The 20002-nt window shown below is 69.4% G+C and carries 21 protein-coding genes and 1 pseudogene; 11 read left to right on the top strand and 11 right to left on the bottom strand.

All coding sequences use genetic code 11. The features are described 5' to 3' along the window. The first annotated feature begins 223 nt into the window (after positions 1-223). The 3 genes from ACIP4P_RS23540 to ACIP4P_RS23550 all read left to right on the top strand — a co-directional run bounded on the left by ACIP4P_RS23540 (position 224) and on the right by ACIP4P_RS23550 (position 2200). Positions 224-1189 (top strand): hypothetical protein, encoded by a 966-nt coding sequence (locus ACIP4P_RS23540; RefSeq protein WP_400921330.1) that lies wholly within the window; start codon positions 224-226, stop codon positions 1187-1189. Positions 1190-1408: 219 nt separating this feature from the next. After that, positions 1409-1738, top strand: coding sequence for a hypothetical protein (locus ACIP4P_RS23545; protein ID WP_400921332.1), 330 nt, complete (start codon positions 1409-1411; stop codon positions 1736-1738). Between the two features lie 87 nt (positions 1739-1825). Continuing rightward, entirely contained in the window at positions 1826-2200 is a 375-nt protein-coding gene (locus ACIP4P_RS23550) for a hypothetical protein (RefSeq protein WP_400921334.1), read from the top strand. A gap of 164 nt (positions 2201-2364) precedes the next feature. On the opposite strand, the gene ACIP4P_RS23555 is transcribed toward ACIP4P_RS23550, so the two are convergent. Both ACIP4P_RS23555 and ACIP4P_RS23560 read right to left on the bottom strand, forming a co-directional pair. After that, a complete protein-coding gene (locus ACIP4P_RS23555) occupies positions 2365-3219 on the bottom strand; it encodes an oxidoreductase (RefSeq protein WP_400921336.1) in 855 nt (284 codons plus the stop codon). After that, positions 3216-3437: an Atu4866 domain-containing protein gene (locus ACIP4P_RS23560; RefSeq protein WP_400921554.1), complete on the bottom strand. Its 222-nt coding sequence runs from the start codon at positions 3435-3437 to the stop codon at positions 3216-3218. The genes ACIP4P_RS23555 and ACIP4P_RS23560 overlap by 4 nt, the downstream gene beginning before the upstream one ends. Before the next feature lie 199 nt (positions 3438-3636). Here ACIP4P_RS23560 and ACIP4P_RS23565 point away from each other — a divergent pair, with 199 nt between their 5' ends. Continuing rightward, positions 3637-4479, top strand: coding sequence for a helix-turn-helix transcriptional regulator (locus ACIP4P_RS23565; RefSeq protein ID WP_400921338.1), 843 nt, complete (start codon positions 3637-3639; stop codon positions 4477-4479). A 375-nt stretch (positions 4480-4854) separates the two neighbouring features. Here ACIP4P_RS23565 and ACIP4P_RS23570 read toward each other — a convergent pair whose 3' ends face one another. The 3 genes from ACIP4P_RS23570 to ACIP4P_RS23580 all read right to left on the bottom strand — a co-directional run bounded on the left by ACIP4P_RS23570 (position 4855) and on the right by ACIP4P_RS23580 (position 8465). Beyond that, the gene (locus ACIP4P_RS23570; RefSeq protein ID WP_400921340.1) at positions 4855-5079 is read right to left on the bottom strand and encodes an Atu4866 domain-containing protein; all 225 of its coding nucleotides are present in this window, start codon (positions 5077-5079) and stop codon (positions 4855-4857) included. Further along, entirely contained in the window at positions 4986-6380 is a 1395-nt protein-coding gene (locus ACIP4P_RS23575) for an amidohydrolase family protein (protein ID WP_400921342.1), read from the bottom strand. Before ACIP4P_RS23575 ends, ACIP4P_RS23570 begins: the two co-directional genes overlap by 94 nt. Before the next feature lie 891 nt (positions 6381-7271). After that, entirely contained in the window at positions 7272-8465 is a 1194-nt protein-coding gene (locus ACIP4P_RS23580; RefSeq protein WP_400921344.1) for a hypothetical protein, read from the bottom strand. A 526-nt stretch (positions 8466-8991) separates the two neighbouring features. On the opposite strand from ACIP4P_RS23580, the gene ACIP4P_RS23585 reads away from it, so the two are divergent. Then, positions 8992-9375 (top strand): squamosa promoter-binding protein 15, encoded by a 384-nt coding sequence (locus tag ACIP4P_RS23585; RefSeq protein WP_400921346.1) that lies wholly within the window; start codon positions 8992-8994, stop codon positions 9373-9375. 75 nt (positions 9376-9450) lie between these two features. On the opposite strand, the gene ACIP4P_RS23590 is transcribed toward ACIP4P_RS23585, so the two are convergent. From ACIP4P_RS23590 to ACIP4P_RS23605, 4 genes and pseudogenes are all read right to left on the bottom strand, one after another. Further along, the gene (locus ACIP4P_RS23590; RefSeq protein ID WP_400921348.1) at positions 9451-9912 is read right to left on the bottom strand and encodes a Uma2 family endonuclease; all 462 of its coding nucleotides are present in this window, start codon (positions 9910-9912) and stop codon (positions 9451-9453) included. A 55-nt stretch (positions 9913-9967) separates the two neighbouring features. After that, a complete protein-coding gene (locus ACIP4P_RS23595; protein ID WP_400921350.1) occupies positions 9968-10849 on the bottom strand; it encodes an alpha/beta fold hydrolase in 882 nt (293 codons plus the stop codon). 225 nt (positions 10850-11074) lie between these two features. Beyond that, a complete protein-coding gene (locus ACIP4P_RS23600; RefSeq protein WP_400921353.1) occupies positions 11075-11653 on the bottom strand; it encodes a TetR/AcrR family transcriptional regulator in 579 nt (192 codons plus the stop codon). Positions 11654-11838: 185 nt separating this feature from the next. Beyond that, positions 11839-12207: pseudogene (locus tag ACIP4P_RS23605) on the bottom strand (IS110 family transposase); the annotation flags it as partial. Positions 12208-12922: 715 nt separating this feature from the next. Between ACIP4P_RS23605 and ACIP4P_RS23610 the strand changes: the two are divergent. The 5 genes from ACIP4P_RS23610 to ACIP4P_RS23630 all read left to right on the top strand — a co-directional run bounded on the left by ACIP4P_RS23610 (position 12923) and on the right by ACIP4P_RS23630 (position 17487). Beyond that, complete coding sequence (locus ACIP4P_RS23610) at positions 12923-13381, top strand: lactococcin 972 family bacteriocin (RefSeq protein ID WP_400921355.1); 459 nt, start codon at positions 12923-12925, stop codon at positions 13379-13381. A 101-nt stretch (positions 13382-13482) separates the two neighbouring features. After that, positions 13483-14136, top strand: a complete 654-nt coding sequence (locus ACIP4P_RS23615) for a hypothetical protein (protein WP_400921357.1) — start codon at positions 13483-13485, stop codon at positions 14134-14136. A gap of 1325 nt (positions 14137-15461) precedes the next feature. Continuing rightward, positions 15462-15815 carry a hypothetical protein gene (locus ACIP4P_RS23620; protein WP_400921358.1) on the top strand — a complete coding sequence of 118 codons (354 nt, stop codon included), beginning with the start codon at positions 15462-15464 and terminating at the stop codon, positions 15813-15815. A 617-nt stretch (positions 15816-16432) separates the two neighbouring features. Further along, positions 16433-16651: a hypothetical protein gene (locus tag ACIP4P_RS23625; protein ID WP_400921361.1), complete on the top strand. Its 219-nt coding sequence runs from the start codon at positions 16433-16435 to the stop codon at positions 16649-16651. An 80-nt stretch (positions 16652-16731) separates the two neighbouring features. Continuing rightward, the gene (locus ACIP4P_RS23630) at positions 16732-17487 is read left to right on the top strand and encodes a peptidoglycan-binding protein (protein WP_400921363.1); all 756 of its coding nucleotides are present in this window, start codon (positions 16732-16734) and stop codon (positions 17485-17487) included. 100 nt (positions 17488-17587) lie between these two features. Here the strand turns inward: ACIP4P_RS23630 and ACIP4P_RS23635 are convergent, their stop codons facing one another. Continuing rightward, positions 17588-18061, bottom strand: coding sequence for an RICIN domain-containing protein (locus ACIP4P_RS23635; protein ID WP_400921365.1), 474 nt, complete (start codon positions 18059-18061; stop codon positions 17588-17590). Positions 18062-18202: 141 nt separating this feature from the next. Between ACIP4P_RS23635 and ACIP4P_RS23640 the strand changes: the two genes are divergently transcribed. Next, a complete protein-coding gene (locus ACIP4P_RS23640; RefSeq protein WP_400921367.1) occupies positions 18203-18457 on the top strand; it encodes a hypothetical protein in 255 nt (84 codons plus the stop codon). A gap of 67 nt (positions 18458-18524) precedes the next feature. Here ACIP4P_RS23640 and ACIP4P_RS23645 read toward each other — a convergent pair whose 3' ends face one another. After that, positions 18525-19940, bottom strand: a complete 1416-nt coding sequence (locus ACIP4P_RS23645; protein WP_400921369.1) for a carotenoid oxygenase family protein — start codon at positions 19938-19940, stop codon at positions 18525-18527. Positions 19941-20002: the final 62 nt, after the last annotated feature.

Genomic DNA, 20002 nt, shown 5'->3' on the forward strand with positions numbered 1-20002 from the left:
ACGGGTACGACCGAGCCAAGGAACCGCGCGGACTGGTCACCTCCGTCAGCGACAGCCTGGCCGGCGAGTTCACCACGAAGTACGGCCCGGACGGTCAGCTCGTCGAGCAGTCCTACCCGGCGGGATCGTCCGCAAGGACACCTTCAACGCGGTCGGCGAGGCCACCGGTCGCGGCCACACCCGCAGTCCCGACAACACGGTGGTCTGGGCCCAGACCACCGACATGTCCACCCAGGGCCAGGTGGCCAAGGACACCAGTTCCACCGCCACCCGCTCCTACCAGTACGACCGGCTCGGCCGGCTGGTGAAGGCCGAGCAGACCACGGCCGCCGCTGGCTGCGTCACCCGTCAGTACGCCTTCGACGCCCACTCCAACCGCCTCTCCAAGCAGACCTCCCCGCGCGGGGCGGCCGGCGAGTGCAGCACAGCCGGAGCCACGGCGGAGAACCACACCTACGACAGTGCCGACCGCCTCACCGACGCCAGCTTCGTGTACGACGCCTTCGGACGCACGGTAAAGACCGCCACCGGCGCGACCAACACCTACTGGGCCAACGACCGGGTCGCCGCCCAGGAGAAGGGAGACACCAAGCAGGAGTGGGCCGTTGACGCCGCCCACCGCCTGACCGCGTTCACCACCAGCAAGAAGCAGGCCGACGGCAGCTGGGCCAACGCGACGTCGAAGCTGAACCACTACGGCGACGACTCCGACCACGTCCGCTGGACCGTCGAGGACACCACCCAGGGCACCCTGACCCGCAACGTCTCGGGCCCGGACGCCGCCAGCAAGACCGGCGACGTCCAACTGCAACTCACCAACCTGTTCGGCTCGGTGGTCATCACCACCGACACCGCACTCAACAAGCCGCTCGTGCTGGACTTCGACGAGTTCGGCATCCGCCAGGACGGCCAAGCGAACGTCCGCTTCGGCTGGCTCGGTGGCAAGGAGCGCTCCGCGGAGGCACAGGACGGCGACATCCTCATGGGTGCCCGCCTCTACAGCCCCACGCTCGGCCGCTTCCTCCAAGTCGACCCAGATCGTTCGTGTTCAGCCGACCTCCCGTTCAGGCCGGGCCGAGGCCGCATGCCCGCTTCGGGGTGGTACGGCCCGCGGGCATCTCCCGTTCGGCCCGATCCACGCGAAGATCGACATGATCGGCCGGAAGTACGGTTGCCATGCGTGCGGTAGCAAGACCGATTTCACCAAGAAGGGACACCACATTCCCGATCACATTCCCGCGGTCTCCGTGCACAAGCGTGCGGGAGGAAACCTTCCCGCCATCCTGCTCCCGCACTGCACGGTATGCTCAAGGAAGAAGGCGGTATTCACGTCGAAAGCATCTCGTGTAATCAAAAAGCGGCAGAGCGGCCGCTGATGAGACCAGGCGATTCCATTGAAGGGATGTAAGTGCAGCTCTTCATCCGAGCTCTCATCGTCGGCGAGATCGACGAGGAGCAGGTGCCTCAGATCACAGCTGATGCCCTGGGCGCCTTCAACCACAACCCGTTCATCGTCTTCGCTGACGGCTGGGAAATCGAGATCGGCACGACGTCCGACCTCAAGGGCGATGCCACCTGGCAACCGGGCATCGAGCGTTCGACGTACTACCTGGATTGCTCCCCCGACGATGAGCAATCATGGCAGGAGATCCACACAGCGCTGGACAATATCCGCCAGGGATTCGAAGCCGCCGGAACCCGGCTTGCCTGGCAGCTCGTCAACCAGCTGACCGAGTAGGTATGTGCGGCTGAGGAAGGCGGCACCACCTTTGAGTGGTGCCGCCTTTCGCATCCCGCGAGCGGGGGTAGAGAGAAGCCCAAGCCTATGACCATCGCCACCGGCAGCGGCAGCGGCAGCCGCAGCGGCGCGGCCACCGCACTCACCGATGAGAGGGCGCGCCGTCAGATCAGGATCGGACGCCCCTTCTCCGACTGCTACGCGACGACACCCGGCACCGCGCTGCTCACCGCTCAGGAGATCAGCCGAACACTGGATCTACGGGGACGTCCGCAGGTTCACCTTCGACCGCCGCACGACCCGCTGGTCACTCCTCACCGCACTGCCGGCCGACAACCCGCTGCTGCGGATCGGCCCGAGACCGGGGCCCACGCCGGTGCTGGTCTTCTCGCCGAGGGCGCCGCCGAACTCCCGCGCGTGCGGAGTGCCGCCGGGCCCCGGATGGGGCGGCGTCATCCGTAACGCCGTGACCGAGTTCGACGGCGCTGCGAGACCCCACCGCTACGGCGGCCGTACCGAACAAGCGGCGACGGGCCTGGCGTAGGCGGCGCGCCCCGGTGACATCGGGGGATTCGTGGTGAGGGTGCACCCACGGTTGGCGGGGCGTGTGCGCCGGCGGCACCGACTTACGGCGCGTCGTCGGGGGTGTAGTCGGTGGACAGGGAGAGGTCTTCCCAGGCGTCGAGGTCGCTCTGGACGGCTTCGCGTCCGGCTCGCACCAGGCGCAGGGCGTCGGAGCCCAGGACGAGGTGGGCCGGCGGATGCGGTTCGTCGAGGATGCGTGGGAGGGCGGCGGCGGCCTTGGCGGGGTTGCCGAGCTGCCGGCCGCTGGCGTTCTGCCGTGCGGCGCGGATGGGCTCGAACACCTCGTCGTAGTCGGGGACGGTCCGCGGCGTACGGATCATGGAGCGGCCGGCCCAGTCGGTGCGGAAGGAGCCCGGTTCGACCGCGGTGACGTGGATGTTGAAGCCGGAGACTTCCTTGCCGACGACTTCGAGGATGCCTTCGAGGGCGTACTTGCTGCCGCAGTAGGCGGAGACGCCGGGGAAGGAGGTCAGGCCGCCCATGGAGGTGACGGCCAGGATGTGTCCGCGGCGGCGTGTACGCATGAACGGCAGGACGGCCTGCACGGTGGCGGCGGCGCCGAAGACGTTGACGTCGAACTGGGCACGCAGGTCGGCCAGCGGTGTCTCCTCGAAGGTGCCCTCCAGGCCGTAGCCGGCGTTCGCGACCAGCACCTCGATGGGCCCCAGGGACTGTTCCACCTCGCCGACGACGGCGCGGACCGCGGCGGCGTCGGTGACGTCGAGCAGGCGCGCGTGGGCGCGCTGGGGGTGCAGGGCGTTGAACGCCGTCGCGTCGGCGTCGTTGCGGACGGTGCCGACGACGCTGTGGCCGGCGTCCAGGGCGGCGGTGGCGAACGCGCGGCCCAGGCCGCTGCTGACACCGGTGATCAGGAAGGTCCTCGCCGTGCGGGTCATGCCTGCTCCTCCTTGTACAGGACGAGGTGCTCGTGGAAGAGCACGCCGTCGCGGATGTCGCCGGTGGCGGTGAAGCCCGTGTCGTCCACGTAGTCGAGGTGGTGGCCGGTCACCGTGTAGCGGCCGGTGTAGGCGCTGCGGCGCTCTCCGCGGGCCTCGTCGTAGCGGCCGTCGGGCAGCAATTCCTGGCGGATGTGCCCGTCCGCGGTCACCCACATCCCGACCACGTCCACGTCACCGGTCTTTCGCCCGGCGGCTTCCCGCGGCCCGCTCGATTGCTCTTCCACCCTGTGCTCCTTCTCGTCCGACTGTGCTGACCACCAGCGTGGGCGGGTCGGCGGGCGCGAACCAGGACGAGTCGTGCCTGGGTACGGCGCACCCAGGCAGCGGGGGCGGAGGGCGGCTTAGCCTTGAGGGGTGACCAGCAACGATCTCGGCGACTTCCTGCGCGCCCACCGCGCCCGCCTGCAGCCCGACGACGTCGGGCTCGCCTCCTACGGTGCGCGCCGGGTGGCGGGGCTGCGGCGGGAGGAGGTCGCCGTCCTGGCCGGGATGAACAGCGACTACTACGCCCGCCTGGAGCAGGGCCGCGAGCGCAGCCCGTCCCCGCAGATCCTGGAGTCCATCAGCGGTGCGCTGCGGATGGACGAGCAGGCGCGGGAGCACATGTTCCGGCTGGCCGGTACCGCGCCGGACGGTCAGCGACCGCAGCCGCGAGAGAACGTGAGTCCCGCGCTGCGCCAGTTGCTGGACGGATACGCGAGCGCCGCGGCGTTCGTCCTGAACCCGGCCAACGACTTCCTGGCGTCGAACGCGCTGGCCGACGCCCTGTTCTCGCCGTTCGGGGACATGCACAACATGGCCCGCATGACGTTCCTCGACCCGGCCGCCCGGAGCTTCTTCACCCAGTGGGGTCGGGCGGCGGAGGCGGTCGTGGCCGGACTGCGCCACGCCACCGGCCTGGACCCGCACTACCGGCGCCTGCACGACCTCGTCGCCTCCCTGATCGAGGAGAGCGAGGAGTTCGCCGCCCTGTGGTCCTCGCACACCGTCCACGGAAAGTCCCATGCCGCCAAGGAACTTCTCCACCCCGATGTCGGCCCTCTCGACCTGACCTACCAGACCTTCGATGTGCGCGGAGCGCCCGGTCAGCAGCTGGTGATCTACCACGCCGCACCCGGCAGCCCCGGTGCCCAGGCGCTCGCCCTGCTCGGCAGCCTCCATGTCACCCGCCACCAGGAATCCGCCACGGAGCAGTAACACGGCGGCACGGCCAGGGCAATGGTGTGGCCGCCGAGCAGGGAGGCGGCGGCGGCGCTGATGCCGGCCGCCCCCGAGGCGAGCACCAGCCGCCGCGGCGCGGCCAGCCGCGACACACAGGTCAGCGCGATCGCGCGCCGCTGTGGTGCGAGGTGGTGGGCGATGTAGGAGAACGCGGCGGGCGCGACCGCGCGGCCGTCAGCAGCGCGATCGTCGCGGTGGCCGGGGCCCGGTCAGGGGGTGCGAGCGGTGCGCCGGCCTAGGCGGGGTGCCGGGGGTGAGGGTGGGTCGGGACACCCGGACTCCGGTGGGCACGGGCCGGCCGATCGCACGGGGGAAGCGCGATCGGCCGGGGAAAGACGTTCCGTGGCGTGGTCAGCGGCGGGTGAAGCGGTAGCCGGCGTGGTGCAGGATGCCGTCCTGGAATTCGCCGTAGGCCCAGAAACCCAGGTCGTCGAGGTAGTCGATGCGGTTACCGGTGATCCAGTAGCTGCCCTGGTAGGCGCTCAGGCGGCGGGAGTGTTGAGCACGTACTCGCGGGAGGAGTGGACCTGCTCGCGCAGAGCGCGCAGGTCCACGTCGAGGACCTGGCCGTTCCATTTGCGGGGTTCGCCGTTGATGAGGACGGCGCTGATGTTGCGCGCGTCCGAGCCCAGGACGATGGTGCCGACCGCGTCGTTGAGCGGCATGTTGTTGAGGTCCTCCGCCTGGATGACCAGGAGGTCGGCCTTCTTGCCCGGGGTGAGCGAACCGGTGACGCCGTCCAGGCCGTTGGTACGGGCGCCCTGGAGGGTCGCGAAGTCCAGGACGTCGTAGGTGGTGATGCGGGCCGGCTGCCGGTCGGTGCCGTAGACGGCGTTGACCGCGCGCATCCGCTGGATGGCGTGCAGGGCCCTCATCTGCGTGAACATGTCGCTGACCAGTGCCACCTCGACGTCGATGCTCAGCCCTGGCCGCACCCCCACCGACAGGGCCTCGTCCACCGCGGGGATCGCGCTCTCCAGTCCGATCTGGGCGTCCGAGGTCGGGGCCAGGGCGATGGTCGTTCCGCTCTCCCCGATTGCCTTCCATGCCTGGGGGGTCAGGCCGGTGGCGTGGATCAGGGTGAGGTCGGCGCCGAGGATGCCGGCCCTCTCCCATTCCAGAACGGCCTGCGAGGAGGAGACGCCGAACACGGCGTCCACGCTCACCCCGATGCCCAGTTCCTTTGCCGTGCGGGCGAGTTCGGGGCCGTAGGCGAGAGCGGGCCCGGCGATCTCGTCGGTGGCCAGCGCGGCCAGCCGCAGGGTCAGCAGGTGGTCGTCACTGGCGAAGTGCTTCTCCCTGAGCCGGGTCAGGTCGCCAGGCCACTGCTTGTCCCATTCCCCGAAGTGCGGGCCCATGGAAGCGTGCACGCCGCGGATGCCGCTGTCGACGAGGGCCTCGACAGCGGCGTCGGAGTGCTCGGGGGTGCGGGAGTTGTGGGAGAAGTCGAGCATGGTCGTGATGCCACCGTCGATCGCCGTCAAAGCGGCCAGCCTGGTGCCGACGTACATGTCGTGGGGCCGGTAGACCGTGGCGTAGCCGGCCAGAGTGGACATGACGTAGGCGCCGAGGTCGTCGACGTCCGGCATGATCCGGCGCAGTTGCGTCTCCCAGGCATGCCGGTGGGTGTCGACGAAGCCGGGGGCCAGGATCGTGCCGGTCGCGTCGACGACCACCCCGCCCTCCCCGCTCAAGCCAGGGCCGACGTCGAGGATCGTGTCGCCTTCGACGAGCAGGTCCGCGCCGTACAGGACACCGGAGTCGGGGTCCATGGTGACGATGGTCGCGCCGGTGAACAGGATGCGCCGCTTCGGGTCGGCGGACCGGCGCTGAAGCTGTTCGAGCACAGCAGGACTGGTGGTGCCAGAGGCGATCAAGGAAAGGTCCTGTTCGTCATGCCAGGGCAACGGGCCCTCGCGGGGTGAGCTGTGACCTCAGCTTCGGCCCAGCCGACGACGGCAACCAGGCCACCATCTGCCCAGGTACAGCACACCCAGGCTCACCATCGTCTCAGGAACCGGCCGCCGCCGCCCGGCAGCGGCCACTCCACCCCTATCGCCCACGACGAGGCCGTGGTCACCGAGACACCACGTGTCGCCGGCCACCGACGACTCGTATCGCCAGACAGCCAGCAGCGCCGACAACCACGGTTGGCAACCGGAACCCAGTGGAATCCGCTCGCGCTCTTCCGCGGCCTGGTCGGCTCGCTCCACGACGCGCCCGGCACCGTGGACCTCTACGTCCACTCCGTCGCCACCCTGGTCGACCTGCACCCGTGGCTGCCGCTGGCCGCCCCCCGAGACGGCGCGCGCCTTCGACGCGCGGGCCACCCAACTGCTCGACGGGCGACTGCTCTCCACCCCGTCCCGCCACGATCTGGAGTCGGTCAACTACCGTCTCCAGAAGATGAACTGATGAAGCATCAGAAGGCCTGAGTTGACCGAACACCGTGTCGATGAGGAAGCCGACGGCACCGCCACCGCACCGCCTTCATCGGGATCCTGCTGGCCGCGATGGAAGGCGCAGACCCGGGACGCACCGCCATGATGTGCGCTTGTCCGGTCCGGCCGACGTGTTTGGCGATCTCGAAGGCGCGTACTGCGCTCGTGGTCGGACGCGGGGTGTCCTGGTCCGGTGACGGCCAGTCGATGCTGGCCGTCACCGGTCCCGGCCGCTCCGTGGCGCGGCTCTCCCTCCGCGGAGACTTCGACCGCGGCACTGGGCCGGGAGCCGGGGCTGCTCGTGGTGGCGGCGGCCCCGGCCTCTGCTCAGTTCCTGCGGGTACGGCGGCGGGTCAGCGCGATGGCGGCGCCACCGGCGGCGAGAAGGGCGCCGGCGATACCGGCGGTCAGGCCGACTCCATTGGATCCGGTTTCGGCGAGCTCGGCCCCCTTGTGGGCTGCCGTGGCCGGCGTGGCTGGCGTGGCCGCCGCCGTTGCGCTGGTGGCGGGTGCGGTGGCCGGGACGACCGCGGGAGTGGTGGTGGTCGGGGCGCTCGTCGGGGCGGTCTGGCCCAGGCACTCGGGGGCACCGTCGACCGGGGTGGCGGCGATCGGCTGCGTGACCCAGAACAGGCTCTCGTCGGCGCCCGGGAAGTGGCCGAAGTTCAGCGAGGCGTCCGTGTCGGTCTTGAAGTTCTTGCCGAGCGTGACGCGTGCGTTCAGCACCCGGTTGTCCACCGGGCCGGTGGCCCACTTGGTCAGGTCGACCAGCTGCCCCTCGACGCTGCCGGCCTGCATGCTGGTCTTGTGCCAGGTGCCGTCCTTCGGGTCCTGGACGTCCACCTGGGCGTCGCAGGCGGCCGGGCCGGTCATCTTGCCGTACTTCTGGCCGGCCCAGAGGAAGAACGACGCCTGGGTGAGGTGCCAGTCGAAGCCGTTGGCGGTCTTGATCGAGACCTGGAAGGCGTGCGGCTTCCCGTCGGCCGGAACGTCCTTGGGCAGGCCGGTGACAGTGGTGGTGAGGCCCGTCGTCTTCGCGCGCTTCCCGACAGCCCGGGCCGTGAAGTCCTTGGCCTGGCCGTCTGCGCCCATGGAGGGTGCCAGGAAGGCCTGGATGCCGATGTCCTGCGTCGGGCCCTCGTGCGTGGACTGCAGCAGCTTGAACCGCAGCTTGAACGTGCGCGTGGCGTGGGGCTGGACGTCGACGGCGGCGCCGGTCAGGTCGGTCGCGACCCCCTGGTGGCCCGCGGGCTTGGCACCGAGGTCCTGGTCCGTCAGCTTCACCGGCTTCCACGCGCCGGAGACACCGTCCGCGTACTCGGCGGCGACCTGGTCCACACCCAGGATCTCGGAGCCGATGTACAGGACGAGGTGCTGGCCGCTGTAGGCGGCGTCCGCGTCGTTCTTGACCGTCACCGTGCCCTCGGACCAACCGCCGCCGGCCTCCACCGAGGCGAAGCCGTCCACCGTGACGGAGTGGTCCTTGTCCAGCCCCGCCGCTTGGGCCGGCAGGGACAACACGAGCGGGGACGCGATCAAGGAGGAAGCCAGAATTGCGTGCCGAAGTCTCAACTCAACCTCAAAAGTCCGAAATAGCCGCAACCCGTGCGGCGACGCGAGGATTCCCCCCACCGCGCCAGGGCGGAGACTATCCGATCACCGGATCCACGCCGCCCGCCCTCCCCGTCTGCACCGACACCATGCAGTCAAAACCGACCAGGACCCGGCCGTGCCGGAACGCCCTGACACGGCGGGTCCGATGGCAGAGGAATCGCCCACAGCAGCGCCCACGGGCGCTGCAGCGGCCGGCCCCGGCTGGCGGGCAGGACGCTCTGCCCGCCGCAGGCATCCCGACCTCGCCGCCCACTACCCGCTACCCACAGGGGAAGGACCCGGGAGAGGGACTCCGGAATTCCAGCGGGCACTGTTGCCGAGTCCGCGTGACCTGTCGTACGAATCCGTCCGCGATCGTGTGTCGGACCTTCCGTGGGGTTCACCGTGCGAGAACTGAGTGGCAGGAAAACCGGCGATTGTGTTGAATCCTGGCGTGAGTCACGTTGCGAACGTCATGGTCTCTGTGGATTCGGATGATCGGTCAGGTGTCGAGGAGCTGAGCCAGTGGTTGCAGACGGCTGCCCCGCGGCGCGGCTTCGGCCCCGGCGCTGTCGGATGGGTCGGCTCGCTCGACGAGACCACCGGCGGCAACACACACTGGGGTGGCGGCAAGTACCCGGAGTGTGACGTCTATGCCGGAGCACTCAACCATGCCGACCTGGCCGGGCTGGTGGCGCACGTCGAGCGCATTTCCTGGGAGCACCCGGAGTCCGTGCAGCTGTTCGTGATGGACCAGGATCAGGCCTACTTCCGGGTGTGGATGTTCCACGGTGCAGAGCTGCGGCAGATCGTGCCCGAAGGCCGGGAGGAAGGGTAGACCGGCAAGTGACGACATGCCGACGGCCGGACTCCTCACCTGAGGAATCCGGCCGTCTCCGTTCCGAGCGCGGGACTACCTGCGCAGCCTCGCCGCGTCGAGGTCGAGGGGGAACGGGTCGGTGAGCGCGGTGGTCTCGCCGACCCGGACGAGGCGGTCGACGTAGAGGCCGCGTTCGAGGTGTCCGAGGTAGAGGCGTGGCGCGGGGTCGAGTTCGAGGCGCCAGTAGTGCTCGATGCCGGCCGCGGCGTACAGGCTGGGCCTCATCTTCTTGTCGGCGACGCGGGTGGACGGCGAGGCGATCTCGATGGCCACGACGATGTCGTGCGCGCACAGGGTGGTGCCGGCCCCGGCTGGACGGTGATCACGGTCTGGGTGCCGCCGACCATGGCCCGGTGGGTCCTGGGCAGCGCTTCCAGCGCGTGGGTCGGGCCGACGACGAGTGGGCCCCCTCGGTGGTGGCGGCCGTCGTGGTGGCGGGCCGCAGGTTCGACGGTGGCGGTCGGCGGACGGCTGGTGCCGGCCCGGTACCTGCACGAGGGCCGGGCCGGGCGCAGCTGCACTGGCGGGTTCTCCCCGTCGCCGGGTGCGGTTACTGGTGTGTGGCCAGGAACGGCAGGAGGACGTCGGCCATCTCGTCAGGTACTTCTTCTGCGAGGTCGTGGCCGGCGTCGAATACGTGTCCGGTGACGTCGTGGGCCATGAGCCGCATCTGGGACTCGTTGCGGTCGCCGATGAACGCGGATCCACCGAGCGCCAGAACCGGGATGTCCAGCTTCTTCTGCGCGGCCTGCCGGTTCTGTTCGGCGTCCACGAGCATCGCCCGGTAGACCGAAAGCATCGCCCGGATGCCGCCGGGCATGGAGTAGCAGCGCACGTATTCGTCGACCGCGTCGGAGGTGGCGCTGTCGGGCCGGCTGCGCCCGAACTTGGTCATGTAGGTGATCAGCTCACGCTCGTGGCCGGCGATCAGCATCTCGGGTACGTCCGGCTGGAAGTAGAAGCCCAGATGCCACAGGTGCATGCCGCTGGAGACGTTCTCGGGAGTGAGGGCCGCGTGGTCCTCGAAGCCGAACCCGGGGAACAGGGCCTCGGCGAACACGAGGGCCGTGACGTGGTCGCGGTGACGGGCGGCGAGCTGGTAGCCGATCACCGCCCCCCAGTCCTCGCCCACCACGGCGTACGTCTCGTGTCCGAGGTGGTTCATCAGCTCGGCGATGTCGTCGCTCATCGTCGCGGAGTCGTAGCCGCCCGACGGGCGGGCGGAGTCGCCGAGACCGCGGAGGTCCGGGACGACGACGGTGTGGTGGGGCGTCAGCTTCGGGACGAGGTGACGCCAGTGGTAGCCGGTCTTGGGCACGCCGTGCAGGAGCACCACGGCGGGGCCGGACCCGGCGGTGCGGTGGTGCAGACTCGTTCCGTTGACGGCGGTTCGGCCCGTGCGGACGGGCGTTCCGGCATGGTCGAACATCATGTTTTCCCAAACTCCTGGTGTACTTCGCGTGGGTGTCAGTGGGCTTGCGAAGGGGTCGACGAGGGTCACTGGACAGCTCGGTCCGCTGCCGCCGGGGGGCATCAGAACGGCGGGACGGCTGGCGGGGCGCAGGACGACGTTCTCCGGGTAGAGCCGGATCCCGTGTCCGAGCGGGCATCGGCGACTTTTCTGGATCGCTTGATACAGATTTTGGGCATGAAAAAGTCAGTCGAGGACGGCCAGTGCGACCTCCACAAGGGGTTCGAGGGCGCGGACGTCCGATGTGATCTTCGAGGAGACCAGCAGTCCGTTGAGGAAGGTGACGAGGAAAGCGGCGAGAGTGTGCGGGTCGTGGCGCTTCGCGATCTCGCCCCGCTCCGCCGCGACCCGCAGCACCTCGGCGAGCGCATCCCGGCCGGCGTCCTGCATGCCGCGCACGGTGCGCCGGGTCGCCGCATCTTCCGGCAGGCGCTCACAGGCGGCGTTGACCGCCAGGCAGCCCCGGCCGTCGTCCTCCACGGCGATCCGGACCCGCTCGACCAGCATCGCGCGGATCGCCGAGCGGGCGTCCGCCCCCTCCTCCAGGCTGCGCAGGGCGTCCGCCGCGAGGGTGGTGCGGTAGTGCTCCAGGGCCGCCCGGTACAGGCCGTCCTTGTCGCCGAACGCGGCATACAAGGACCCCTGCCCGATCCCCAGGTGCCTGGTCAGGTCACGTACCGAGGTGGCCTCGTAGCCGCGCGTCCAGAACAGCTCCATCGCGCGGCTCACCGCCGCCTCGGTGTCGAACTCCCGGGTCCTTGCCATGACCCGACCGTAACCTATCTGGATCGTTCGCTCAAGAAAAGGGACCGCGGCCACCCTGCCCTTCACTGACATACAGGCCAGCCTCACGGTTACTCGTCTTCGTCGTCCCCGACGGCATCCGGACCCCGGAAAGCGCGAACGCCCTGGCCGGAGCCGCTGGATTCGATGTTGAACAGGTAGCGGCCGCGCAGGGTGTGCGGCACGGTGCGGGCGGTGTCCGCGATGACGAAGGCGTCGCGGGCGTCGGTCTTGGCCTGACCGGGGTAGAGGTCGGCGATGCGCCGCATCGTCAGGCCGGGCAGGTGGGCGACCCGGTAGCCGGCGTCCCGGGCCACTGCCAGGGGCAGGGTGCCGATGGAGGCCGGCTGGTCGACCACGACCAGGACGGCGCCGTGCTTCGCGGTGAGCTTGTCCAGCACGGCCCGCATCTTGGTCTCGCTGTTCGGTAGACGCTTGTCGAATACCCGCTTGCCAGCCCGGGTCACGGCGGTGCCGTGGTGCTCGCCCTTGCCGACGTCCAGTCCGAGGAAGACGTCCACGTCGCCGGTGTCGATCACGCTGATCCCTTACGAGGTTGTGCTGTCCCGGCCTCGTTGGCGTGGCATCGATCGCCGGCATCCACGTGACGAAGAGCCTCCCGGCACGTTGGTGGTCCTGCCTCTATCAGCGGTCTACCGATGCCTCCGGCCCGGTGGCACCACCCCCCGCCTCATACGAACTGCAGGGGGGAACAGCCATGCCGGACCGGAGGCCGGGAGCCCCGTTACGGGGCCACGAAGAAGGTAACGGGGGGTTCGCCCGCGGCGAGGTAGTCGGCGGCGAGCTCGGCCAGGTCCCGGGCGAGGTCGTCTGCGGAGGCCCGGCCGGTGTTCGGGTCAAGGGCGCCGGCGGTGTCGGCGGCGGTGATGGTGGTGTCGAGGTCGGCGGCGTAGCGGACGGACGGTGGTCATCAGCTCCAGCGGCACCTAGCCGGTGGCCCGCTGCGGTCCGCGTGGTCTCGGCGACGTGAGCGCCTGCCAAGCGCCGGGCCGTGGAGTGACCTGAACTGATCGGGACACAAGTCCCACTCTGGAGGACATCGGGTCCCCAGGCACTCCCCGACCAGCCGTCAACTACGGCAATCTGAGCTTCGTCCCGGTTCGCCCGGATATTTGAACGCGAGGGGGCCTGTGCGCCGACTGTCCGGTGCTCCGGTGAATTGTCGCCGGGCTGCCGCGTCCGGAATCATCTCGCCCTCCTCGCTGTCCGACACATGGAAGGAAAGACCTGATGAAGAAGAGTGCGGGAAGGCTTGCATTTGGTGCGTTCTCGGCGGTGGTCACTGCTGGGATCCTGGTGCCCTCCACGCCGGCGGTCGCCGCGGCCGTCGGTCCGGTCGCGCCTCGGGTCGAGGCCCGTACCGCAGCCGCAGGGGAGACCCCACCGGCCGCACTCATAGGGCCGAACGGCGAGAAGCCTGTCGTGTGGGGCTCCGTCTCCTTCGACGAGGGTTCCGGGCCGGTCACGAGAGAGAACGTCGGCGGCGGCACGTGGCAGCACGGATCCATGCGGGACGGTGGTTACAAGAAGTGCTATTCGAACTACACCCACCCCACCAAGAAGCACTCCGCCAGTGTCGCCATCTCGGATCTCGTCAACAAGGACATTCAGGAAGCCGACAACTGGGCGAGGGCCTCCGCCACGAGCGGCTGGGCCTACAAGTGCAACGCCTACTGGGGCCTCTACTGAATTCTCTGTTATCCACTCGGAGGTGGTATGGTCGCCCACCCGTGGGGGCCATATCACTGGGAGGATTATGGGAATCAGGAAAGGAGAACTGGAGTCCATCCATGCGTAATTCGTTCCTGAGTTTCACGCTTTCCCTCGCAAGCGGGCTGGTCGTCGGAGTGTTCGGGCCGCTCTTGGAAGCGTCGGGGAATCCGGTCGGCCATGTGGCGAGCGTCGTTCTCGTTGCGGGGTGGATGTACGCGCTGCTCGCCTTCGGCGCGGGATGGACAGCCCGGTCCAAGGTGGGAGCGGCTCTCAGAGCCTGGGCCGTGCTGGTGGTCGCGGTCGTGTCCTACTACGTGACGAAGGCGGTCCTGGGCGACTTCAGGGTGCCGGACTTCAACGATCCCGCCAACCGGGCCGTCGTCTTCGGGTGGAACGAGTTCTTGTCCAAGATCGAAGGGTGGTGCGTCTTCGCCGCCGTGCTCGGCCCGCTGTGCGGACTGGCCGGATACCTCTCCCGCACCGGCTCCGGGCCCCGCCGGCCGCTTCTGCTGCTGCCCCCACGGCTGCTCGTCCCCGCCGTGGCCGTTGCCGAGACGACCATGCAGCTGGCCTACGAATCCGACACCGGACCGGACGCGCCCGTCGTCTGTGCGGTCTGGACCGTGACCCGCGCCCTGGCCGCAGCGGTCGCCCTCGTGGTGGCGGGCACCGCGCTCGTCGCCGACTTGAACTCTCGGTCCGCCAGCGCGCGCCCGCATCACCTGGACTGATTCATCGGCGGCTTCGCCGGCGGACTGGGCGGCGCGGCCACCGGCTTCTTCAAGTGCTGACCGGCCCCCACAGGAGGAGCACTGCCCGATGGACAAGGACCAGAGCGAGGACCGGGAGCGAAGCAGGGACCGGGAGCGAACCGCCACGATCCTCGCGGCAACCCTCGCCTCAACGGTGTCAGCGGCCGTCTCCCCCGGCCACTCCGGTTGGCTCCGCCTTCTCCTGACCATCGCAAACAATTGCCAATAATTAATTCACAACGTCCCGCTACCCGGCCTTTTCATCAAGTAAATCATATGCAACTGCGGGTGACATCATCGCAGTTCAAAGTACCTTCAGGGCGATCCGTTCAATTCACATCCACCGAAAATGTCCCGTTGCTCCTTGCCATCCGTGCTTACCAGACCGGATAGTTGCGGATCGACTGGCCTGCCCGGGCTTGTCGGCTACTCAGCACACAGGGACGGGCCAGCCGTTGCAGCGGCCCGGTCCCGCGCCGGACCGCCGGCACGGAGCGTCGAGCTCCTCGAAGACGAGGCAGGGGGCGCCGGGACACCCGGCGCCCCTCCTCATGCCCCCGCCGGCCTCGACGGCCACCGAGCGACCCGCACCCGGCGCCGCGACGTCCGGCCTCAGCGGACGCCGCCACCCGCATCGCCCGCGGCAAACCGCCCTCGACAGCCGGGAGCGAAACGGCGGGCGCGGGATCTCCGTCGTCTACGGCACGTCAGCGGTCTCGATGCGTGCCTCGTCCTCCGGCTGATCGTCGGACCAGAGAGCCCCCCGAGGCCTCCGCCGACAGCGCCGAGGTTCGGCCGTGGGCGGCGGCGAGGATGAGGAGCACCTCCGATCGAGGAGTCGTTGAGGGCGGCGGCCAGGTCCCGCTCGAACAGGTCGCGGTCGCCAGGCAGGCCGTAGCGGGACAGCGCGGTGCGCAGCTCGTGGAGGGTGGCCGGGCTGGGTGGTCACCTGGGGCCTCCTCGGTGGTGGCGGCTGCTGTGGTGGCGGGCCGCAGGGTCGACGGTAGTGGTCGGCGAGCGGGTGGTGGAGCGGTCTTGGTCACGGTGGCACCGCGGGCGGGAGCCGCTGCGGCTGGAGGGCGGTGCGCAGCGGGACGGCTGTGCCGCGGGCCATGGCGAGGGCGGCGTGGGGATGGGCGAGGCGCTCCCGGATCTGGCCCGTCGGCGTGTGAGGGCCCCACAGTGAAAGTGTCGGCCCAACGTCCGGTCAACGTCGTGGTGGCGGGTTGCCGCTGACACAAGGATGGTGTCGAGCCGGCCTGTCAGCCGGTTGCCACAACGGTCCGACACGAGGAGAGAAGCAGATGGCTCGTCGTAAGATCACACGAATCGGTGCTGTGGCGCTGGGGGCCGCGGCCCTCATCGGCGGCAGCGTCCTGGCGGCGTCGCCGGCCAGCGCGATCGGAAGCGTGCAGTGCCCGGGCGGCGGCGCGGAGGCGTACGGCATCGAGCTCTGGATACACGACAGCAGCGGCTACTGGCAGCTCTGCTACGCGGGGAGCGTCGGCACGGCGTACCCCGGGGTCGGGGGTGTGTACTCGGTGACCTCGCTGTGGAACAACGGCGTCATCATTGCGGACGGTAAGCCCTACAACCTCTACGCGGGCGGCAGCGTGCCCCTCAACAACGCCTACGTCTCCGCGGTCTCGATCGTCTGACGTCCAGCCGGGTGGCGGGCGCCCTGGCGGCGCCTGCCACCCCTCTCCCGCGCGTAGACGAACAGGTCCCGCACGTGCCCGGCCGCGGCATCGTCCCCGGCCGCCGCGGTGAACAGCGCCTCGAAGGAGTCAGAGTCCGGTCAGCCCTTGCGTGCCCGGGTCGCACGACCCGATCCACTGTCGGCCCCGCAGGCGCGGGGATTGCTCCTCTCGCGGCCGTGCTCGGCCTCGCTTCGGGTGTCTCGCTCAGCACGGCACCCGCAGCCACCCCGGCCGGGACCTGGTCGACGCCGAGTTCCCCGGCCGGCTACTGAATCAGAGGAGGAATCCATGCCCGAGGGGCACGCCTACGGGCTGTCCATCATCCTGCCGGACGCCGACGTACGCGCCGTAGTCGCCTACGCCACCGGACCCGATCCGGGGCCGCCGGATGCCGCGGCTGTTACACGGGCCGGTGAGGAGATCACCCGGGCCGCCGAGGGTGCGGTCACGGCCTTACTGCGCCGGTGCGTCGACTACCGGCCGATTGCCGCTGTGGTCGCGGTACGCACGGGGGAGGTGGACCCGAATGCCCACATCCCGGCCACCCGGACCCGGGCCCGCCTGATCAGCTCGGCGTGGTCAGCATCGGGGCCCGCGAGATCTACGACGAGGTGATCGGACTCCGGTCCGAGGTGCGGTCGATCGGCCAACAAGCCGAGGGCGTGCGCGACGAACTCGACGACCACGAAGCTCGCCTCAGGACGTTGGAGGCGTGGCGCTACGGCGTACCCGTCGCCGCACTGACCGGCGTAGGCGGCGCCCTGGTGGCCATCGTGCAGGCATTCGCCAAGTAGGCCACCACATAACCGAATTCAGAAACTCCGAGCCCCGTCCGGGCCGAACCGGGCGGGGCTTTCGCATGCCAGGAGGCACCTTGAGTATCAACATCATTTCCCGCGCGCAGTGGGGCGCGAAGCCGTGGAACGGCACTCCCAACATCGTCTCGCTGTCCTCGCGCACGGAGTACTTCATCCACTACGACGGCGCCAACGCGATCAACAGGACGGGCATTTCCGTCCCTCAGGCGATCGAGGCTGAGCACCGTAACCAGGGCCGGGCCGGGATCGGCTACAACTTCGTGGTTGACCAGGCAGGCAACATCTTCGAAGGCCGAGGCTGGGGCCTACAGGGCGCCCACTGCCCGGGACACAACGTCTCCGGGTTCGGGGTCCAGATCGCGATCGGTGGCGACCAGGCCCCCACGGATGCGGCCCTGCGGGCAGCCCGTGCACTGTACGACGAGGCGTGTGCCCACACCGGTCGGCGCCTCGCGATGAAGGGGCACAAGGACGGGTTCGCGACGCTCTGCCCCGGCAGTCGGCTGTACACGTGGGTGCAGTCCGGCATGCCCTCGCCCGGTGGGGGCGGCGGCTCGACCTCGGGCTACGCCCCGTTCCCGGGCGCAGGTTTCTTCAAGCGCAACCCGCGCTCCGCCCTGATCACCGCCATGGGACGTCGACTGGTGGCGGAAGGCTGTTCGGCCCACTCGTCCGGCCCCGGCCCTCAGTGGACCGAGGTTGACCGGCAGAGCTACGCCGCGTGGCAGCGCGAGCGCGGGTTCACCGGCGCGGACGCCGATGGCTGGCCCGGTCGGACCACATGGGACGCGCCCCGCGTACCCAACGCCTGATCAACCTTACTCAATCGGCAGGAACCGCAGTATGTCAAAGTGCCGGATAGTAGACCCCTCTCGGGGAATACTATCCGGCCGGGACCAACGGCAGCTGCCGCTAGTATGCGACTATCTCCCACTTTTGGCGGTCCGTACTACTGCACCCCCAGGAAAGGACATCCTTGTGGTAGTCCAGACAGAATTTGTCTGAGCCATAGAGGAAGTAGATCCTGGTGGTGTCCCCGATCTTGGAACCTCCGTCCAAGTGGAGCTTGGACGTTTGGTTCCCGCAGCTGCCCGCTTCCGCCTCCGTGTCCTGCTTCCCGAAGATGTTCAGGCAGAGCTGGTAGTCCAGGTTGTACACACGCGGTTTTCCGTCTCCCCACCACTGGATTTCGAAGCGCTGGTTTGTCTGCTTTCCGCAGGAAGCGGTGCCGACGTGCCTGCCCGCGCCATTGAAGTACAGGCACTTGCCGTAGGCCACGTTCTTAAGCCTGACGACCTGGTTCTGGGCGTGCGCACTGGGCGTATTTGCCAGGCCCAGGATTACCGCTGCCATGGCAGCTGCCGCAATTCGGACTTTGACGTTCATGGCGGCCTCCTGACTTAGGGGAATTCTGGCCTGCCCACGAGGGTCCCAGTGACGTACACGAACCGCATGTTTTGTAGGCCGTTCGAGTGATTGGATTTCTTTCTGAGGCCCCACCATTCGATTAATCTGGAGGAGATTTCAATGAAGTTCGCCACCAAGCACCCAGCCCGTATCTACGCCGTATTCGTTGCCGCGCTCGCCCTGGTCGCGCACTACGTGCCGTCCCTGCCATCCGCCCTGGTGCTCGCCCTGGCGGCGGCCGTCCTCGGCACCGGCGAGGCCGTGCAGCGCACCGAGGACACCAAGACCGCGCAGGCCCTCGCCACCGAGCCGGCTCCGACCGGAACCGCCGACCAGGCCGAGTCTGCCGACACCGACCCGTACGAGGTGCTGTGACCTACCGGCACATCGCGCTGATCGGCCACGCCCGCGCGGGTAAGGACACCATCGGTGCCCGGGTCGGTCAGCGGTGCGGCTCGGTGTCGGGTATCCAGGTTCCGTGGAATCCGGCCGGCACCCGGCGGGGCAGGTGCACCGTGGCAACCGGGCCGGCGGCCAGGTCGGTGGCGTCGTGCACGAGCAGACGGGAGGGCACCGACGGGGAGCGGTGGGTAACGATCGACAGCAGCCAGCCTTCGTCCTCACCGGTGGAGCCGGCGGCGGAGCCGCCCGTGGAGCCGCCCGTGGAGCCGCCCGTGGAGCCAGACAAGGAGCCGCCAGTGGAGCCGGCCGCGGGGACGAAGACGGCCTCGCCCGCGTGCCAGTCCGCGCCGAGGTCGTGCCGGGCGACGAGGCCGTGCTCGCTGTCGACTTTCACGATGGCGTGGGAGTCGACGGCGTACAGGTAGCGGTGGGGCAGCCCGACCAGGCGGTCGTCCAGGGTCGGGAACTCCACTCCGGTGTCGTCGAGCGCCTGCTCGGTGACGGTGCCGGTGGCCGGGTCGAGGGTCCAGCGGTGCAGGGAGCTGACCCCAGCGGCCGCGGCCTGGCCGGGGCCTGGCGGGCCGCCGGCCCGGGCCCAGGCGGCCCGCCAGGCGTCGGGGCCGTAGCGGACGGCGTCCAGGACGACACGGCCCCGGTCGTCCTCGTGGGCGTTGCCGACGTGGAAGACGTAGCACGGCTCGATGTCGAACCACCGCACCGCCGGATCGTTCCTGCCCATCAGTCCGATACGCGCGGTGTAGCTGTCGCTCCACCGGTAGGGCACGCCGCGGCCCACCAGGTCGGGGTCGAGGACGACCGGGAGGTCCAGCCAGACGATGTGGTGGGGGGTGATGGCGAAGTCGTGCATCATCGTCGGCCCCGGCACCTCGACGGGGAAGCTGGTGGCCAGTTCACCGTCCGCGGTCAGCCGGTGGTACGTCAGATACGGCGGACGCACGCCGTAGTCGAACAGGTGCAGCTCTCCGGTACAGGGGTCCTCCTTGGGGTGCGCGGTCATCCCGGTGGTGAGCCGGCCGCCGAAGTCGCACGGGCCCAGGGTGTCCAGTTCGGGGCTCAGTTCGTAGGGGTGGCTGGTCTCCATCAGCGCGAGGATCCTGCCCGCGTGTTGGATGACCGAGGTGTTGGCGGCCCCGGCGGCCAGGTCGCGGATGCCGTCCGGGCCGATCGGCCGGGCGCCGTCGAGGCGCCTGGTGCGCACCCAGCGGTTGCGGTACCAGGCGGCCCGGCCGTTCTCCAGCCGCACGCCGTGCAGCATGCCGTGGCCGGCGAACCAGTGCCCGCTGTCCTCGCCGGGCAGCGGGTTGGGCCCGTTGCGGAAGTAACGGCCGGTCAGCTCGGACGGCAGCGCGCCGGTCACGTGGAGCCCGGTGGCCTCGGTCTCGTCCTGGACGGGGGCCAGGTGGCCCGCGAGGTAGCTCGGAGTCTGTTCGCTCATGCCCCGACACTCACATGTACCAACTGATATGTCAATGAGTACATGTCCAGGCTGTTAGGTAC

Source organism: Kitasatospora sp. NPDC089509, from assembly GCF_044749365.1.
Lineage (GTDB): Bacteria > Actinomycetota > Actinomycetes > Streptomycetales > Streptomycetaceae > Kitasatospora.

Excerpts from the sequence above, each read along its gene's own strand:
- ACIP4P_RS23610 (WP_400921355.1), top strand. The coding sequence starts at position 12,923 with ATGAAGAAGAGTGCGGGAAGGCTTGCATTTGGTGCGTTCTCGGCGGTG.
- ACIP4P_RS23635 (WP_400921365.1), bottom strand. The coding sequence starts at position 18,061 with ATGAACGTCAAAGTCCGAATTGCGGCAGCTGCCATGGCAGCGGTAATC.
- ACIP4P_RS23645 (WP_400921369.1), bottom strand. The coding sequence starts at position 19,940 with ATGAGCGAACAGACTCCGAGCTACCTCGCGGGCCACCTGGCCCCCGTC.
- ACIP4P_RS23615 (WP_400921357.1), top strand. The coding sequence starts at position 13,483 with ATGCGTAATTCGTTCCTGAGTTTCACGCTTTCCCTCGCAAGCGGGCTG.
- ACIP4P_RS23640 (WP_400921367.1), top strand. The coding sequence starts at position 18,203 with ATGAAGTTCGCCACCAAGCACCCAGCCCGTATCTACGCCGTATTCGTT.
- ACIP4P_RS23550 (WP_400921334.1), top strand. The coding sequence starts at position 1,826 with ATGACCATCGCCACCGGCAGCGGCAGCGGCAGCCGCAGCGGCGCGGCC.
- ACIP4P_RS23570 (WP_400921340.1), bottom strand. The coding sequence starts at position 5,079 with ATGGAACGGCCAGGTCCTCGACGTGGACCTGCGCGCTCTGCGCGAGCA.
- ACIP4P_RS23540 (WP_400921330.1), top strand. The coding sequence starts at position 224 with ATGTCCACCCAGGGCCAGGTGGCCAAGGACACCAGTTCCACCGCCACC.
- ACIP4P_RS23555 (WP_400921336.1), bottom strand. The coding sequence starts at position 3,219 with ATGACCCGCACGGCGAGGACCTTCCTGATCACCGGTGTCAGCAGCGGC.
- ACIP4P_RS23600 (WP_400921353.1), bottom strand. The coding sequence starts at position 11,653 with ATGGCAAGGACCCGGGAGTTCGACACCGAGGCGGCGGTGAGCCGCGCG.
- ACIP4P_RS23560 (WP_400921554.1), bottom strand. The coding sequence starts at position 3,437 with ATGTGGGTGACCGCGGACGGGCACATCCGCCAGGAATTGCTGCCCGAC.
- ACIP4P_RS23595 (WP_400921350.1), bottom strand. The coding sequence starts at position 10,849 with ATGATGTTCGACCATGCCGGAACGCCCGTCCGCACGGGCCGAACCGCC.
- ACIP4P_RS23620 (WP_400921358.1), top strand. The coding sequence starts at position 15,462 with ATGGCTCGTCGTAAGATCACACGAATCGGTGCTGTGGCGCTGGGGGCC.